Annotated in this window: 16 protein-coding genes; 8 read left to right on the top strand and 8 right to left on the bottom strand. The window is 61.7% G+C overall.

The features are described 5' to 3' along the window. The first annotated feature begins 116 nt into the window (after nucleotides 1–116). Nucleotides 117–1,643 (top strand): CoA-acylating methylmalonate-semialdehyde dehydrogenase, encoded by a 1,527-nt coding sequence (locus ACZYR5_RS28445; protein ID WP_489092520.1) that lies wholly within the window; start codon nucleotides 117–119, stop codon nucleotides 1,641–1,643. Between the two features lie 10 nt (nucleotides 1,644–1,653). Then, entirely contained in the window at nucleotides 1,654–2,541 is an 888-nt protein-coding gene (mmsB, locus tag ACZYR5_RS28440) for a 3-hydroxyisobutyrate dehydrogenase (RefSeq protein WP_489092519.1), read from the top strand. Nucleotides 2,542–2,672: 131 nt separating this feature from the next. On the opposite strand, the gene ACZYR5_RS28435 is transcribed toward mmsB, so the two are convergent. The 3 genes from ACZYR5_RS28435 to ACZYR5_RS28425 form a co-directional block, all read right to left on the bottom strand. Beyond that, nucleotides 2,673–3,017 carry a cupin domain-containing protein gene (locus ACZYR5_RS28435; protein ID WP_003177747.1) on the bottom strand — a complete coding sequence of 115 codons (345 nt, stop codon included), beginning with the start codon at nucleotides 3,015–3,017 and terminating at the stop codon, nucleotides 2,673–2,675. A gap of 104 nt (nucleotides 3,018–3,121) precedes the next feature. Further along, a complete protein-coding gene (locus tag ACZYR5_RS28430) occupies nucleotides 3,122–3,493 on the bottom strand; it encodes a MerR family transcriptional regulator (protein ID WP_489092518.1) in 372 nt (123 codons plus the stop codon). 46 nt (nucleotides 3,494–3,539) lie between these two features. After that, nucleotides 3,540–4,115: an NAD(P)H-dependent oxidoreductase gene (locus tag ACZYR5_RS28425; protein WP_489092517.1), complete on the bottom strand. Its 576-nt coding sequence runs from the start codon at nucleotides 4,113–4,115 to the stop codon at nucleotides 3,540–3,542. 304 nt (nucleotides 4,116–4,419) lie between these two features. On the opposite strand from ACZYR5_RS28425, the gene kynB reads away from it, so the two are divergent. Then, complete coding sequence (gene kynB / locus ACZYR5_RS28420) at nucleotides 4,420–5,085, top strand: arylformamidase (RefSeq protein WP_489092516.1); 666 nt, start codon at nucleotides 4,420–4,422, stop codon at nucleotides 5,083–5,085. Further along, nucleotides 5,082–5,936: a tryptophan 2,3-dioxygenase gene (kynA, locus tag ACZYR5_RS28415; RefSeq protein WP_027619287.1), complete on the top strand. Its 855-nt coding sequence runs from the start codon at nucleotides 5,082–5,084 to the stop codon at nucleotides 5,934–5,936. Before kynB ends, kynA begins: the two co-directional genes overlap by 4 nt. A 55-nt stretch (nucleotides 5,937–5,991) precedes the next feature. On the opposite strand, the gene ACZYR5_RS28410 is transcribed toward kynA, so the two are convergent. From ACZYR5_RS28410 to antA, 4 genes are all read right to left on the bottom strand, one after another. Continuing rightward, on the bottom strand, nucleotides 5,992–7,395 hold the full coding sequence (locus tag ACZYR5_RS28410) for an amino acid permease (RefSeq protein WP_489092515.1): 1,404 nt from the start codon (nucleotides 7,393–7,395) through the stop codon (nucleotides 5,992–5,994). Nucleotides 7,396–7,472: 77 nt separating this feature from the next. Continuing rightward, nucleotides 7,473–8,495, bottom strand: coding sequence for an anthranilate 1,2-dioxygenase electron transfer component AntC (gene antC, locus ACZYR5_RS28405; protein ID WP_489092514.1), 1,023 nt, complete (start codon nucleotides 8,493–8,495; stop codon nucleotides 7,473–7,475). A 12-nt stretch (nucleotides 8,496–8,507) separates the two neighbouring features. Next, on the bottom strand, nucleotides 8,508–8,999 hold the full coding sequence (gene antB, locus ACZYR5_RS28400) for an anthranilate 1,2-dioxygenase small subunit (protein ID WP_489092513.1): 492 nt from the start codon (nucleotides 8,997–8,999) through the stop codon (nucleotides 8,508–8,510). A gap of 2 nt (nucleotides 9,000–9,001) precedes the next feature. Beyond that, on the bottom strand, nucleotides 9,002–10,390 hold the full coding sequence (gene antA, locus ACZYR5_RS28395; protein WP_489092512.1) for an anthranilate 1,2-dioxygenase large subunit: 1,389 nt from the start codon (nucleotides 10,388–10,390) through the stop codon (nucleotides 9,002–9,004). A gap of 400 nt (nucleotides 10,391–10,790) precedes the next feature. On the opposite strand from antA, the gene ACZYR5_RS28390 reads away from it, so the two are divergent. Next, complete coding sequence (locus ACZYR5_RS28390; protein WP_489092511.1) at nucleotides 10,791–11,798, top strand: AraC family transcriptional regulator; 1,008 nt, start codon at nucleotides 10,791–10,793, stop codon at nucleotides 11,796–11,798. A 139-nt stretch (nucleotides 11,799–11,937) separates the two neighbouring features. Here ACZYR5_RS28390 and ACZYR5_RS28385 read toward each other — a convergent pair whose 3' ends face one another. Beyond that, on the bottom strand, nucleotides 11,938–12,411 hold the full coding sequence (locus tag ACZYR5_RS28385; RefSeq protein ID WP_027619293.1) for an Lrp/AsnC family transcriptional regulator: 474 nt from the start codon (nucleotides 12,409–12,411) through the stop codon (nucleotides 11,938–11,940). A gap of 187 nt (nucleotides 12,412–12,598) precedes the next feature. On the opposite strand from ACZYR5_RS28385, the gene kynU reads away from it, so the two are divergent. The 3 genes from kynU (at nucleotide 12,599) to ACZYR5_RS28370 (ending at nucleotide 16,734) form a co-directional block, all read left to right on the top strand. Next, on the top strand, nucleotides 12,599–13,849 hold the full coding sequence (kynU, locus tag ACZYR5_RS28380; RefSeq protein ID WP_489092510.1) for a kynureninase: 1,251 nt from the start codon (nucleotides 12,599–12,601) through the stop codon (nucleotides 13,847–13,849). 102 nt (nucleotides 13,850–13,951) lie between these two features. Next, nucleotides 13,952–15,259: an OprD family porin gene (locus tag ACZYR5_RS28375; protein WP_489092509.1), complete on the top strand. Its 1,308-nt coding sequence runs from the start codon at nucleotides 13,952–13,954 to the stop codon at nucleotides 15,257–15,259. A 62-nt stretch (nucleotides 15,260–15,321) separates the two neighbouring features. Next, nucleotides 15,322–16,734, top strand: a complete 1,413-nt coding sequence (locus tag ACZYR5_RS28370; RefSeq protein ID WP_489092508.1) for an amino acid permease — start codon at nucleotides 15,322–15,324, stop codon at nucleotides 16,732–16,734. The last annotated feature ends 4 nt before the right edge of the window (nucleotides 16,735–16,738 follow it).

The following is a 16,738-nucleotide window of genomic DNA, read 5'->3' as shown; positions in this document are numbered from 1 at the left end:
AGTTTGCACATCTATACTCCAAAAACAGTCCGCTCACCAACCTGCGGCACACGCCTCATCTCAAGGCGACCTCTGCGCCTTGGCTCCCAGCATAACTATAAGTACCGGAGACCCACATGAACGCATCGCTCACGCCCAACGAAACCACCGTGCAAACGGCCAAATTGCTGATCGACGGTCAGTGGGTCGAGTCCCAGACCAGCGAGTGGCACGACATCGTCAATCCGGCGACCCAGCAAGTGCTGGCCAAGGTGCCGTTCGCCACTGCCGATGAAGTCAACGCCGCCATCGACGCTGCCCAGCGTGCCTTCCAGACCTGGAAACTGACCCCGATTGGCGCGCGGATGCGCATCATGCTCAAGCTCCAGGCGCTGATTCGCGAACACTCCAAGCGCATCGCCGTGGTCCTCAGTGCCGAGCAGGGCAAGACCATTGCCGACGCTGAAGGCGACATTTTCCGCGGCCTGGAAGTGGTCGAGCACGCCTGCTCCATCGGTACCCTGCAGATGGGCGAATTCGCCGAGAACGTCGCCGGCGGCGTCGACACCTACACCCTGCGCCAGCCGATCGGCGTCTGCGCCGGCATCACCCCGTTCAACTTCCCGGCGATGATTCCGCTGTGGATGTTCCCGATGGCCATCGCCTGCGGCAACACCTTCGTGCTCAAGCCGTCCGAGCAGGATCCGCTGTCGACCTTGCTGCTGGTGGAGCTGGCGATTGAAGCCGGGGTGCCGGCCGGTGTGCTCAACGTGGTGCACGGCGGCAAGGATGTGGTGGATGCGCTGTGCACCCACAAGGACATCAAGGCGGTGTCGTTCGTCGGTTCGACGGCGGTCGGCACCCACGTCTACGACCTCGCCGGCAAACACGGCAAGCGCGTGCAGTCGATGATGGGCGCGAAGAACCACGCGGTGCTGCTGCCCGATGCCAACCGCGAGCAAGCGCTGAATGCCCTGGTCGGTGCCGGTTTCGGTGCAGCCGGCCAGCGCTGCATGGCGACCTCGGTGGTGGTGCTGGTGGGCGCGGCCAAGCAGTGGCTGCCGGACCTCAAGGCGCTGGCGCAGAAACTCAAGGTCAATGCCGGCAGCGAGCCGGGGACCGATGTCGGCCCGGTGATTTCCAAGCGCGCCAAGGCGCGGATTCTCGAGCTGATCGAAAGCGGCATCAAGGAAGGCGCCACGCTCGAACTCGACGGTCGCGACATCAGCGTGCCGGGCTACGAGCAAGGCAACTTTGTCGGCCCGACCCTGTTCTCCGGGGTCACCACTGACATGCAGATCTACACCCAGGAAATCTTCGGCCCGGTGCTGGTGGTGCTGGAAGTCGACACCCTCGATCAGGCGATTGCCCTGGTCAACGCCAACCCGTTCGGCAACGGCACCGGCCTGTTCACCCAGAGTGGGGCGGCGGCGCGTAAATTCCAGAGCGAAATCGATGTGGGCCAGGTGGGTATCAACATCCCGATTCCGGTGCCAGTGCCGTTCTTCAGCTTCACCGGTTCCCGGGGTTCCAAGCTCGGCGACCTCGGCCCGTATGGCAAGCAAGTGGTGCAGTTCTACACTCAGACCAAGACCGTCACCGCCCGCTGGTTTGACGACAACAGCGTCAACGACGGTGTGAACACCACCATTAACCTGCGTTAAGGAAGCCGAGATGAAGATCGCGTTTATTGGTCTGGGCAACATGGGCGCGCCGATGGCGCGCAACCTGATCAAGGTCGGCCACGCGCTGAACCTGGTCGACCTGAACAAGGCGGTGCTGGCGGAGCTCGAGCAATTGGGCGGGCACATCAGCGGCTCGGCCAAGGAAGCTGCGCAGGGTGCCGAACTGGTGATCACCATGCTACCGGCCGCTGCGCACGTGCGCAGCGTCTGGCTGGGTGAGAACGGTGTGCTGGCGGGAATCGGCGAGGGTGTGCCGGCAGTCGATTGCAGCACCATCGATCCGCAGACGGCGCGGGATGTAGCCGCTGCGGCCGCGGCAAAAGGCGTGAGCCTGGCCGATGCGCCGGTATCCGGTGGGACCGGTGGCGCCGCTGCCGGGACCCTGACCTTCATGGTCGGCGCCACCCCAGAGCTGTTCGCTACCTTGCAGCCGGTGCTGGCGCAGATGGGTCGTAACATCGTGCATTGCGGCGCCGTCGGCACCGGACAGATCGCCAAGATCTGCAACAACCTGCTGCTGGGGATCTCCATGGTCGGCGTCAGCGAAGCCATGGCCCTGGGCGATGCGCTGGGGATCGACACCGGCGTATTGGCCGGGATCATCAACAGCTCCACCGGGCGTTGCTGGAGTTCGGACACCTACAACCCGTGGCCCGGCGTGATCGAAACCGCACCGGCCTCGCGCGGCTACACCGGCGGTTTCGGTGCCGAGCTGATGCTCAAGGATCTTGGGCTGGCGACTGAAGCGGCACGTCAGGCGCATCAGCCGGTGGTACTCGGCGCGGTGGCTCAGCAGCTGTACCAGGCGATGAGCTTGCGTGGCGAGGGTGGGCAGGATTTCTCGGCGATCGTTAACAGCTATCGCAAGCCGAAGTAAAAGCTTTTGTAGGAGCGAGCTTGCTCGCGAAGAACGTCAACGATGACGCGCGGTATCCTGAATACACGCGGCGCCAACAGGTTCTTCGCTGGCAAGCCAGCTCCTACAGGATTTTTTTGCAGGATCCGATATCAGGCAAACACGAAATACTTGCGCACCGTCTCCACCACTTCCCACGTCCCCTTCATACCGGGCTCGACGACGAAGATGTCACCCGCACGCAGGTGGATTGGCGCCATGCCGTCCGGGGTGATCACGCAGTAGCCTTCCTGGAAATGGCAGTACTCCCACTTCACATAATCCACGCGCCATTTGCCCGGCGTGCAGATCCAGGTGCCCATGATCTTGCTGCCATCTTCGCTGGTGTAGGCGTTGAGGTTGACGGTGTGCGGGTCGCCTTCGAGCTTTTCCCATTTGCAGGCATCGAGCACGGGCAGGGGATGGGTATCGCGAAGGACGGTAATCGGGGCGGTCATGCGGACTCCGGGCGTAGGGCAGGAATGAACCTGCACCCTATAGCGCCCGACCCCGGATCAGTTGTCTGGGGTCGACACTCAGCTGTCCAGAAACGCGCTTGCGCTCAGATCCGCTCCAGCGGGCAATCGCTCTGCACCTGGGCCAGGCTGGCCTGCAGTTCACTCAGTTGGCGGTGCTGACGGGTCATCTGCGCGATGCTGGCGCTGAGCTGCTTCTTCTTCTCGCTGATCGCCTGCTGTGCCAGATTCCACGGCATGGCCTGGCCGTGGTAGTCCTGGAACATCGCCTGCATTTCCTTGAGCTTGAAGCCCAATTGCTGGGCGCACTTGATGAAGCTCAGCAGCTCGACGCTCTGCTGGTCGTAGATGCGGTACTTGCCCTGGCGCTGGGCGGGTGGCAGCAGGCCGATGTCTTCGTAGTGACGAATGCTCTTGATGGTGGTGCCTGAAAGCTTCGCCGCTTTGCCGATGTACATGAAAAGTCCCTTTTTCGTGGTTGACGCGGCGGATTATCCCCGAGACTTACCCCACAGCGATAGCCTGGGCTTGCTTGAGCCAGGTTTCCCGCTGCCGTTCGGTCGAGCCGAGTATGGGGCCGAACGTCAGGGTCTTGCGTGGCTGGATGCCGCAGAAGGCCAGGGTGGTCTTGCGCATCTGATGCAGGCCGGGCATGCGGTACACCCAACGGTAGTACCAGGGCGGCGTGTCCATGGTTACCAGCAGGTCGGCGCTGCGCCCGCGCAGCAGCTGTTCCGGGAAGGCCTTGCCGGGGCGATACTTGAAGGCAAACCCGGGCAGGAACACCCGGTCGAAAAAACCCTTGAGCAGCGCCGGGATCGCGCCCCACCAGATCGGGTAGACGAACGTCAGGTGTTCGGCCCAGGTTATGTCCGCCTGGGCCTGCAGCAGATCGGTTTCCAGCGGCTGCACCTGGCGGTAGCCTTCGCGCAGGATCGGATCGAAATCCAGTGAGCCCAGGCGCAGCTCACGCACCTGGTGCCCCGCGTCCTTAGCGGCCTGCACGTAGCGCTCGGTGAGCGCGCCGCAAAAACTGTCGTGGGAGGGGTGACCGAGAATCACCAGGATGCGTTTGCTCATGGACGTATCACTCAAGGAAGAAACCTGTAGGAGCGAGCTTGCTCGCGATGAAGTTGATGCGGTGTAGCGGGTGGCCTCATCGCGAGCAGGCTCGCTCCCACAGAGGAAGCGAAGAATACCGAGGATAAAGTCGGCCCCATGGGGGAGAGTCAAGGGGCTCTTTCGGTGATTGAAATTTCCATCGCTCAAACCCGGGTTTTTTAGCAGTAAGTGCGAAACATTTGCCCGGCGGCGGAGTTTTTCGCAAGAAAGTTCAGGGGTTTCGCTCGTATCATTCAGGCGTGAGCAGGCCGAGATCAATCCAATGAAAACAACACCCTCCTGGTGGGACATCAGCCCACCCTTGAGTACCGCCACCCCCACGTGGCCGGGCGATACACCGTTTCAGGAAGAGCGCGTCTGGAGCTACGGGCCGCAGTGTCCGGTCAACGTCGGGCGCATCACCCTGTCGCCGCACACCGGCGCCCATGTCGACGCGCCGTTGCACTACAGCCCGGATGGCGCGCCCATCGGCGAAGTGTCGCTGGACACCTACATGGGCCCGTGCCGGGTCCTGCATTGCCTGGACAGCGGCGCACTGGTGGAGCCCGAGCAACTCGCCGGACGTCTCGGGCAGGTGCCCGAACGGGTGCTGTTGCGCACCTATCGCCAGGCCCCGCTGGCCACCTGGGACAGCGACTTCACCGCCGTGGCCAAGGCCACTGTCGACTTGCTGGCGGGCCTGGGCGTACGGCTGATCGGCATCGACACGCCGTCCCTCGACCCCCAGACCTCGAAAACCATGGATGCCCATAACGCGATCGCCCGGCACGGCATGGCGATCCTCGAAGGCATCGTCCTCGATGACGTGCCCGAAGGTGACTACGAGCTGATCGCCTTGCCGCTGCGCTTTGCCAACCTTGACGCCAGCCCGGTCCGGGCCATTTTGCGTCCCCTGAACAAATTGACACCCGAAGAGGCCGCCCAATGAGCCAATGTCCGTATTCCGCCGGTAACCAGAACGACGAATGGCATAATGCCGAACTGAATTTCTCCGACTCCATGAGCTACGGCGACTACCTGGACCTGGGGCGCATCCTCAGCGCCCAGCACCCGCTGTCGCCTGACCATAACGAAATGCTGTTCATCATCCAGCACCAGACATCCGAGCTGTGGATGAAGCTGATGCTGCACGAACTCAAGGCCGCGCGTGAGCACGTGCGCCTCGGCGAGTTGCCGCCGGCGTTCAAGATGCTGGCGCGGGTGTCGCGGATTTTCGACCAGTTGGTGCATGCCTGGACCGTGCTGGCGACCATGACCCCGACCGAATACCACGCGATCCGCCCGTTCCTCGGGCAGTCGTCGGGCTTCCAGTCGTTCCAGTACCGCGAGATCGAATTCATCCTCGGCAACAAGAGCGCGACCCTGCTGCGTCCTCACGCCCATCGTCCGGAACTGCTGGCCGAGCTGCAGAAATCGATCGCCACACCGTCGCTCTACGACGAAGCGATTCGCCTGATGATCAGCGCCGGCCTGGACATCGATCCGCAGCGCCTGAGCGTCGATCCGACCCTGCCGACCGCCCACGACGCCTCGGTCGAAGCGGCCTGGCGTGTGGTCTACAAGAACCCGACGCAGTATTGGGACCTGTACCAGTTGGCCGAGAAGTTCATCGACCTCGAAGACTCGTTCCGCCAGTGGCGTTTCCGCCATGTGACCACGGTCGAGCGGATCATCGGCTTCCAGCCAGGCACCGGCGGCACTGAAGGCGTGGGTTACCTGCGCAAGATGCTCGACACTGTGCTGTTCCCGGAACTGTGGCGCGTACGCTCCACGCTCTGAGGCAACAGGCATAAAAAAACCCCGGTATTCACCGGGGTTTTTTATGGGTTGAAGCTTACTGCGCGACCGATACATTCCCGGCGCGCGCCACCCGCACACGGTAGGCCAGGTACAGGATCGCGACCCACACTGGAATCGCATACACCGAGGCGTTGATGCCCGGGATCATCAACATCACGCAGATGATCATGAACATGAACGCCAGGCACAGGTAGTTGGTGAAGGGCGACCAGAAGGCCTTGAAGCCCGGCACCACACCCTTGTCTTTCATGGCTTTGCGGAATTTCAGGTGGGTCAGGCTGATCATCGCCCAGTTGATCATCAACGAAGCAACCACCAGCGCCATCAACAGTTCCAGCGCGCTATGCGGCGCCACATAGTTGACCACCACGCAGAGCAGGGTCACCAGAGCCGACACGCACAGGGCGCGGAACGGTACGCCGTTTTTCGTCAGCTTCATCAGCGACTTCGGCGCATCACCCTGTTCCGCCAGGCCGTACAGCATGCGGCTGTTGCAGTAGACGCCGCTGTTGTAGACCGACAGCGCCGCGGTCAGCACCACGAAGTTGAGGATCTGCGCGGCGGTGTCACTGCCGATCAGGGCAAAGATCTGCACGAACGGGCTGCTGCTGTAGGCATCGCCCGAGGCGCCGAGGGTCTGCAGCAGTTGGTCCCATGGGTACAACGACAGCAGCACGGTCAGGGCGCCGACGTAGAAGATCAGCACCCGGTAGACCACCTGGTTGATCGCCTTGGGGATTACTTTGCGTGGCTCGCTGGCTTCGGCCGCGGTGATGCCCACCAGCTCCAGGCCACCGAAGGAGAACATGATGAAGGCCATCGCCATCAGCAGGCCGGTGGTGCCATTGGGGAAGAACCCGCCGTGGTCCCACAGGTTGCTCACCGAGGCTTGCGGGCCGCCGGTGCCGCTGAACAGCATGTAGCAGCCGAGGACGATCATGCCGATGATGGCCACGACCTTGATGATCGCGAACCAGAACTCCGCTTCGCCGAACACCTTCACGTTCATGGTGTTGATCAGGTTGACCAGCACGAAGAACACCGCCGCGCTGACCCAGGTCGGCACCTCGGGCCACCAGAACTGGATGTACTTGCCGACCGCTGTCAGCTCCGCCATGCCCACCAGCACGTACAGCACCCAGTAGTTCCAGCCGGACAGAAAGCCGGCAAAACCACCCCAGTAATTGTGGGCAAAGTGACTGAAGGACCCGGCGACTGGTTCCTCGACAATCATTTCGCCGAGCTGGCGCATGATCAGGAAGGCGATGAACCCGGCAATCGCGTAGCCGAGAATCATCGACGGGCCTGCTGACTTCAGTACGCCAGCGGAGCCCAGGAACAATCCGGTCCCGATCGCACCCCCCAAGGCGATCAGCTGAATGTGTCGATTTTTCAGCCCCCGCTTGAGTTCGCCCTGTTGCTGTATTTGTTCCGCCATCTGCTTACCTTCTAGTTGTTTTGGTCCGGCTGTGTTGCACCCCGACAGCTTATTCAATTGGCGCCCGTTTGTGGCCGTCAGACGTTGCTTTCGGTGAACTTTTCGTAATAAAGCTGCACGTTTTGCAGATTTTGCGCGATCAACCAGCTCTTGATCGATTCGACCATCGGTGGAGGTCCGCACACGTACATGTCGGCAGCGGCATCGCGCAGTTCGCTGGCCTCGAAGTGTTCGGCGAGGTAGCCGCGCTTGCCGCTCCATTCTGGCGTCGGCTCGCTGACCACCTCGGTGTAGCGAAAGCCGGGAATGCGCTGGGCGTAGGCGAGGATGCGCTCGCGCTCGCACAGGTCGGCGGCATCGCGCACGCCGTAGTACAGGTGCACCGGCTGCTCGCAGCCACGCTCGGCCATTTCGTCGAGCATGCCGAGCATCGCCGACAGCCCGGTACCGCCGGCCACCAGCAGCAGTGGGCGAGTGATGTGGCGCAGGTAAAACGCCCCCAGTGGTGCCTCCAGATCAATCCGGTCACCGACCTGGCAGCGCTCGCGGATGTAGTTGCTCATGACGCCGTCGGGCAGCAGGCGAATCAGGAATTGTAGCTGGTTCGCCGCGCCGGGACGGTTGGCGAAGGAGTATGAGCGCTTGCTCTCGGTGCCGGGAATCAGCAGCCGGGCGTACTGCCCCGGGAGGAAGTCCAGCGCCGGGGTGTCCTTGCCCAGGTCCAGGTGCAGGATCGCCGTGCTCGCCGAGACCTGGGTGACCTGGCTCACCGTACCGCTGAGTTGCGCCGGCCCGGCGGCGTTGCACAGGCTGGACGCGAAATCGAAGTAGAACGCCGCGTCGGATTTGACCCGGGTCTGGCAGGTGAGGATTTTGCGCTGCTGCAGGTCGAGGCTGGAGAGGGCTTCCTCGTCCACATAGTCCTGGCTGTAATCGCCGGACTCGCAGCGACCCTGGCAGGTGCCGCACACGCCCTCACGGCAATCAAGGGGGATCTTGATGCCGTTGCGCAGGGCGGCATCGAGCAGTATTTCGTTGGCCTGCACCGCAAAGAACAGGGTCTTGCCGTCGGCAAAGCTGAACGCAACCTTGTGGTTCATGCGCCGGTCTCCTCAGAGGTGGTAGAAATCGAGCACCGAGTTGATGGTGTCGTTGAGCAGCAGCACATGCTTGCGGGCGATCAGCCAACTGCCGTCATGGGGCGTCAGGCGATAGGTGGCGGTGCCGTAGAACTGTTCGGAGGTGGCCAGGCGATAGAACAGCGTGTGCCAGTTCAAGCGCACGTCCAGCTCGCCCTGGGGCAGTTCGTTGATCCGCACGTTGTTGATCAAATGCAGGGTGCGCGGCAGCGGTGTGGCCGAGGCGGCCTTGCCGGTGCGCAGGCGGAACACTCGGTCTTCCAGGCCGGAACGGTTGGCGTAGTAGATCAGCGACATCTCGCGCTTGGGGTCCTGGGTGTAGACGTGTTCCGAGTCCCATTGCGGCAGGTGGAATTCGCTCTGCTCGGCGAACAGCGCGAGGTAGGCGTCCCACTCCTTGGCGTCGCACAGTTCGGATTTACGGTAGAAAAACTGTTCGATCTGATACTGCAATTGCGCATTCATGCTTACACCTCACGGAGTTTCAGGGATTTCGCGTCCAGGCCATCGAGCAGGAATTTCTGCCAGTTGGCGTGCTGGTTGACGTAAAGCCCCTCGTGGGTGAACTCGGTGCCGGTCATCGCCGGCTGAATGCCGATCGCCTCGCTGTTCGGCGTCGGGCCGGTTTCCCAGCGATGGCTGCCGCGGGAAATGTCGCTCCAGCGTTCCAGGCGGGCCTGGAAACCGCGCTGCGCTTCGCGAAACTCCACCAGGTCGTCCGGCGTACCGAGCCCGGAGACGTTGAAGAAATCCTCGAACTGGCGGATGCGGTTTTCGCGGTCGGCGGCCGACTCGTTTTTCACCCCCAGGCACTGGCTGATGATTTCGGTCTTGTTCCACGCCACCGGGCGAATAATGCGCAGCTGCGAGCTGATCTGGTCGAGGAAGAACAGGCTCGGGTAGATGTTCAGGTTGCGCAGGCGATGCATCATCCATTCGGCTTTCTGCTGGCCGTATTCTTCGATCAGGCGCGGCATGATGGTCGCGTAACCGGAGCGCACCGTGGGGTTGGGCATGTCGCTGAACAGCACACTGTGGCCGTTGTTGAAGGCGAACCAGCCGTCGTCGGTGTTGGCGTCGCCGGCCCCCAGTTTGCTGTAGTCCAGGGTGCTGCCGTTGCTGGTGCCGTTGTCGCTGTTGACCTGCTGGCGATGCTGCACGGTGGCCACGTAGTTATAGTGCACGGTGCTGACGTGGTAGCCGTCGAGGCCGTTTTCGTTCTGCAGTTTCCAGTTGCCGTCGTAGGTGTAGGCCGACTTGCCGGGCAGCACTTCAAGTTCACCGGTGGGCGACTGGGCGACCATCATGTCGAAGAACACTTTCGAGTCGCCGAGGAAGTCTTCCAGGCTGTTGTCGCCATGGACGTCGAGGCTGATGAAGACGAAGCCCTTGTAGCTTTCGATGCGGGCTTTTTTCAGGCCGCGAGTGGCCTTGTCGAAGCCTTCCGGGTATTCGCCCGGGGCCTTGACCTTGACCAGCCGGCCATCGCTTTTGTAGCACCAGGCGTGGAACGGGCAGGTGAAGGTCGACTGGTTGCCCTTGCCGACGCGGGTCAGGGTCGTGCCGCGATGCTGGCAGGCGTTGATCAGGGCGTTGAGCTGACCGTCACCGTCACGGGTGATGATCATCGGCTGGCGCCCGGCGCGCATGGTGATGAAGTCGTGATTGTTTGCCAGCTCGCTTTCGTGGCAGGCGTAGATCCAGTTCTTCTCGAAAATCAGTTCCATTTCCAGGTCGAACAGCTGCGGCTCGGTGAAGATGTCCCGGGCGATGCGGAACACGCCTTCGATCGGACGAAAGTCCAGGCAACCTTCGATAAATGTTTTCCATTGCTCGACGTTTTTTTCGCCACTCATGGGTGTGTGCCCCTTGTTTTTGTTCAGGCTAATCGGTGCGCCCATTAGAGAGAGTGGGGTGGGTGAGGGTCTATCCGCTTAGTCGGCGAAGGCAGTCCATAAAATTCACGGCGGCGAGCGTGAGCATTTTGGCGGGTAACACCCTGCGCATTTTCTGGGCGGCGAATACTCAATTTCCTGCGTCAGATGATGAACGGACGCACTGATGTCGCGCATTGATGTACTGTTTTGGCCAGTCTTGAGTGCGCGAGTCGGCATTGGGGCGTGGCGTTATCCACTTAGTCGGTGATTGCTATCCATCGGCTCAGCGCGCGCGTTTGCTGGTGTGGAATTTGCTCTGCTCAAGCCAGAGGTGCGCCGTCAGAGTGCACTGAAAAAATATTGCCGTGGGTGCGCCGTGATGAGTAGCAAAGCCGATCCGCAGAGTCGCGATATTCGTATCGATCACTATGACCTTGAAGGGGCCAGGACCTGGATGTCCGGTATCTGCGGCCCGCATCGCCTGGAAACCGCGACGCCGGAGCGGATTCGTTTTCACCACAGCGGCAACGTCTTCAAATCGATGGCCACCACCCTGGGCACCATCGAGTACGGCACTGATGTGGCCGTCGACATCGAGGACGCCGAGCACTTCAGCAGCTACAGCCTCAGCCTGCCGTTGGTGGGGGAGCAGGAGCTGCGCAAGAACGGCGCCTTGCTCAGGTCCGATCGCGATCTGGGGGTAATCATTTCGCCCAATGAAAACCAGGTGCTGGCGATCTCCGGGGATTGCCGCAAGGTCCAGGTGGTGATCACTCGCGCGGCCATGAGCGAATCCCTCGAAGGCATGCTGCAACGCCCGCTGGACGCGCCGCTGCGCTTCGAACCGTTGATGGATGCGGTGGACGGTGCCTCGGCGGCGTGGTGGCGGATGGCGCGCTATTTCATCGCCGAGCTGGAGCACAACAGCGCGCTGTTCGACCAGGTGACCTTCACCCGCGACATCGAAAGCTCGCTGATCAAGGGCCTGATTCTTGCCCAGCCGAACAACTACTCCGATGAGCTGCGCGACGTGCTCGGGGTCAAGGTGCCGCACTACCTGGTGCGCGCCAAGCAGTACATCCACGACAACGCCCGCGAGGCGCTGTGCCTGGAAGATATCGAAATGGCGGCGGGGGTTTCCCGGTTCAAGCTGTTCGAGGCGTTCCGCAAATACTTCGCGCTGTCGCCGATGGCCTATCTGAAGAAACACCGCTTGAATGCGGTGCGCCAGGACCTGCTGGAACACGGCCAGGCCCGCAACATCTCGGAAATCGCCATGGCCTGGGGCTTCACCCACATGGGCCGGTTCTCGGCCGAATACCGCAAGTTGTTTGAAGAGTCGCCCAGCGCCACGGTGCAGCGCAACGAGTCGCGGCGGATGCGGTGAGTGCTATTCCCGCTGAACTCCTGTAGGAGCTGGCTTGCCAGCGAAGGGGCCCATAGCCCCACCCTCATTGGTGACTGACCCACCGCCTTCGCTGGCAAGCCAGCTCCTACTGGTCCACGCACAATTGTAGGAGTTGGCTCTATTTACGCACCACCAAATCCAGCAAATCATCGCGCTCCTTGATCTTCTGCAGGACGATTTCCGAGCGGATATCAGTCACCCCCGCCGTGCGATTCAGCTTGCCGACGATGAAGTCCGAGAAGTGCTTGAGGTTGCGCGCCTGGACCCGCAGCACATAGTTGCTGGCGCCAGTCACCACATAGGCGGTGGCGACTTCCGGCCATGACTGGACCTTCTTGATAAAGGTCTCGTGCCAGTCATCCACATCCTGGCGCAGGGACACATGAACGATCGCCTCCAGCTCCACGCCGAGGCGCTCGGCGCTCAGTTCGGCGCGATAGCCGGTGATGATTCCCTCACTCTCCAGCAAGCGCAAACGGCGCAGGCAGGCCGAGGGTGACAGCGAAACCTTCTCCGCCAATTCCTGGTTACTGATGCGGCCGTCCTGCTGCAGAAAGTGCAGGATCCGCAGGTCTGTCGAGTCGAGTGTCATGGTTTGAATAAATCCGCGTTTTTGTCGGTGGAATTCGAATTTTCTTCGAGATAACTACTATACGGCCCTGCACTTTGCACGAAAATTCTCCATTGCTTCGTTCATTATTTGCTCATCGTGCTGATGCTTGAACGCCCGTAGATACGGCGTGCACCGGCCGCATGACATTCAAAGAACAGGACCGACAATGACCACAAGAAACGATTGCCTGGCGCTCGATGCACAGGACACCCAGGCCCCTCTGCGTGATCAGTTCGCGCTGCCCGAAGGGGTGATCTACCTCGACGGCAACTCCCTCGGTGCTCGTCCGAAGGCGTCCCTCGAGCGTGCGCAGGCGGTGATCGCCGAGGAGTGGGGCAACGGTCTGATTCGCAGCTGGAACAGCGCCGGCTGGCGCGACCTGCCACAGCGTCTGGGCGATCGTCTGGCCAGTTTGATCGGTGCCGGTAACGACGAAGTGGTGGTCACCGACACCACCTCGATCAACCTGTTCAAGGTCCTCGGCGCCGCCCTGCGGGTGCAGGCCGAACGTGCGCCGCAGCGCAAGATCATTGTCAGCGAGTCGAGCAACTTCCCCACCGACCTGTACATCGCCCAGGGCCTGATGGACCTGCTGCAGCAGGGCTACAGCCTGCGCCTGGTGGACGCCCCCGAAGAGCTGACCGAGGCCATCGACCAGGACGTCGCCGTGGTGATGCTGACCCACGTCAACTACAAGACCGGCTACATGCACGACATGCAGGCCATGACCCAGTTGATCCACGAGTGCGGCGCCCTGACCATCTGGGACCTCGCCCACTCCGCAGGCGCAGTGCCGGTGGACCTGCGTGGGGCCGATGCCGATTACGCCATCGGCTGCACCTACAAATACCTCAACGGTGGCCCGGGCTCGCAAGCCTTCGCCTGGGTCTCGCCGAAGCTTTGCAACCTGGTCGCGCAACCGCTGGCCGGCTGGTTCGGGCACACCCGTCAGTTCGCGATGGAGTCGGCCTACGAGCCAAGCCAGGGCATCGTGCGCTACCTGTGCGGCACCCAGCCGATCACCTCGCTGGCGATGGTCGAATGCGGCCTGGATATCTTCGCCCAGACCGACATGCAGAGCCTGCGTCGCAAGTCCCTGGCCCTGACCGATCTGTTCATCGAACTGGTCGAACAGCGCTGCGCCGCCCACGACCTCAAACTGGTGACTCCGCGTGAGCACGCCAAGCGTGGCAGCCATGTCAGCTTCGAACATCCCGAAGGTTATGCGGTGATCCAGGCACTGATCGCCCGGGGCGTGATCGGTGATTACCGCGAACCGCGCATCATGCGTTTCGGCTTTACCCCGCTGTACACCAGCTTCACCGAGGTCTTCGATGCGGTGCAGATCCTCGGCGAAATCCTCGACCAGAAAACCTGGGCGCAGGCGCAATTCCAGGTTCGCCACAGCGTGACCTGATACCCCCCGGATGCCTCGATCCCGTTGCCGCTTTTGCCGGCAGCGGGATCTTGTCGTCTGAACAAAAGTTCTGTGCAAACACAATAATAAGGAGCACGCAGAATGAAATTGTCCCCTTGGTTCGCCTTGCTCGCCATCAGCAGTAGCCTTGGTCAATTGGCCTATGCCGCCGACAGCGGTTTTGTCGAAGACAGCAGCCTGACCCTGACCAACCGCAACTTCTATTTCTACCGCAACAACCTCAACAACCCCGGGGGCCAGAACTACCGGGAAGAGTGGGCCCACGGGATCATGCTCGACTACAGCTCCGGCTACACCCAGGGCAGCGTCGGCTTTGGTATCGATGCCTATGCGCAGTTGGGCCTCAAGCTCGACAGCGGCCGTGGACGCACCGGCACCGGCTTGTTGCCGGTCGACTCCGATGGCCGTCCCGAGGATGAGTACTCCGAGGCGGGCGGTGCAGTGAAAGCGCGTATCTCGCAGACCGAACTCAAGTACGGCAACCTGACCCCGCTCAACCCGGTGTTCGGCACCGGCAACGCGCGGCTGTTCACCCAGCATGCCAACGGCTTTCAACTGACCAGCCAGGAACTGCAAGGGCTGCTGCTCGACAGCGGGCATTTCACCTCGGCCAGCGACAGCAATTCGACCAACCACAATGGCGCGCTCAAGGCCTTGTATGCCGGGGTCGAGACCCGCAGCGTCGACTACCTCGGTGGTCGTTATGCACTGAGCGACCAACTGAGCGTCAGCCTCTACGGTTCGGAATTCAAGGACATCTGGCGGCAGTACTACGTCAACACCAACTACAGTTTTGCGCCCGGCGAAAGCCAGTCGCTGAACCTCGATTTCAACCTGTACCGCACCGACGACAGCGGGCAGAGCCTGGCCGGGAAAATCGACAACACCACCTGGTCGCTGGCCGCTGCCTATCAGCTCGGCGCGCAACGCCTGACCCTGGCCTACCAGCAGGTCGACGGTAACGAGCCGTTCGACTACCTGGGCTTCGATCGGCAGCCGGGCACCTCGATCTTCCTCGCCAACTCGATCCAGATCGTCGACTTCAACGCGCCCAACGAGCGCTCCTGGCAACTGCGTTATGACCTCGACATGGCCGCCTTCGGCGTGCCGGGCCTGAGCTTCATGTCGCGTTACGTCAACGGTGATCACATCGACGACAGCCATTACGATGGCGGCCCCAACGGCGCCTATGGGCGCTACGGCAGCGATGGCAAGCGCTGGGAGCGCGACATCGAGGCGCGTTACGTCGTGCAGTCCGGCAAGGCCAAGGACCTGTCGGTGCGGATCCGCCAGGCCAGCCTGCGCTCCAGCGCCCAGGTGGCCCAGGCCGACACCACCGACAACAACGAAGTACGGGTGATCATTGAATATCCACTGAATATTCTCTGACCCAGGCACTACTCCCAAGGATTGGCTCTCTCCAAAAAAGACAACATGCAGAGGCGTGAACGATGAGCGACAACCGCGGTTTCGAAACGATCTCCAACCGTGAGCAGGGCCTCAGGCGCCAGCTCACGTCGGGGCAGATGAGCATGATCGCCATTGGCGGGGCGATCGGTACCGGGCTGTTCATGGGCAGCGCTTATGCCATCGGTTACGCCGGGCCGAGCGTGCTGCTGAGCTACGCGATCGGCGCGATCATCACCTTGCTGCTGATGGGCTGCCTGGCGGAAATGACCGTGGCGCACTCCACCTCCGGTTCGTTCGGTGCCTACGCCGAGTTCTACGTCAGTCCGCTGGCCGGCTTCCTGGTGCGCTACGCCTATTGGGCGGCGATTGTGCTGGCGGTCGGCACTGAAGTGACGGCGGTGGCGATGTACATGAAGTACTGGTTCGCCAACGTGCCGGAATGGATCTGGATCGTCTCGTTCTCCAGCGTGCTGATCGTGCTCAACGCGATCAGCGTCAAGACCTTCGGCACCTTCGAGTACTGGTTCTCGACCATCAAGATCGGCGCGATTGTCGGCTTCATCATTCTCGCGGTGTACGTGGTGTTCGGCTCCGGCAACCCGGAGTACGGGGTGCAGAACTACACGGCTCACGGCGGCTTTTTCCCCAACGGCCTGAGCGGCATGTGGGTGGCGGTGATCGTCTCGATCTTCAGCTACCTCAGCGTGGAAATGATTGCAGTGGCTGCCGGTGAAGCCGAGGATCCGGAGCGCGCGGTGAAGAAAGCCTTTCGCGCGACCATCGTGCGCCTGGTGGTGTTTTACCTGCTGACCCTGGCGCTGATGCTGGCGATCGTGCCGTGGATTCAGGCCGGCAAGGCGCAGAGTCCGTTCGTCACGGTGATGCAGACCATCGGCATTCCCGGGGCCACCGGGGTGATGAACTTCGTGATCCTGATCGCCGCCTTGTCGGCGATGAACAGCCAGCTCTACATCACCACGCGGATGATGTTCAGCCTGTCACGCGGCGGTTACGCGCCGAAGTCCATGGGCGTGCTGAGCAAGAGCGGCATCCCGCTCAACGCCTTGCTGCTGTCGAGTTCAGGGATCGCCCTGGCGACGCTGTTGAACGTCATGTACCCGGAGAGCTCGTTCACCCTGATGATGGCGATCTCGATGTTCGGCGCGATCTTCACCTGGTTCATGATCTTCCTCACCCACTACTGCTTCCGCCGTTACCACCAGCGTCATGGCGAGAAAAAACTGTCGTTTCGCATGCGCTTTTTTCCCTACACCACGCTGTTGGGCCTGGTGCTGATGGCGGCGGTGATGATCACCACCTACTTCACCGACGCGTTCAAGATGACCCTGGTGTTTGGCGTGCCGTTCCTGTTGATCCTGTCGCTGGTCTACGCGCTGTTTTTCCGCAAGGCCAAGGCCGGTGCAGCGCTGGGGCCGGTGCCTGAGGAGGCGTGATCGG

This window comes from Pseudomonas sp. F007, from assembly GCF_057814275.1.
The sequence above is the reverse complement of the archived record's forward strand: the minus strand, read 5'-3'. Positions and strand labels throughout refer to the sequence as shown.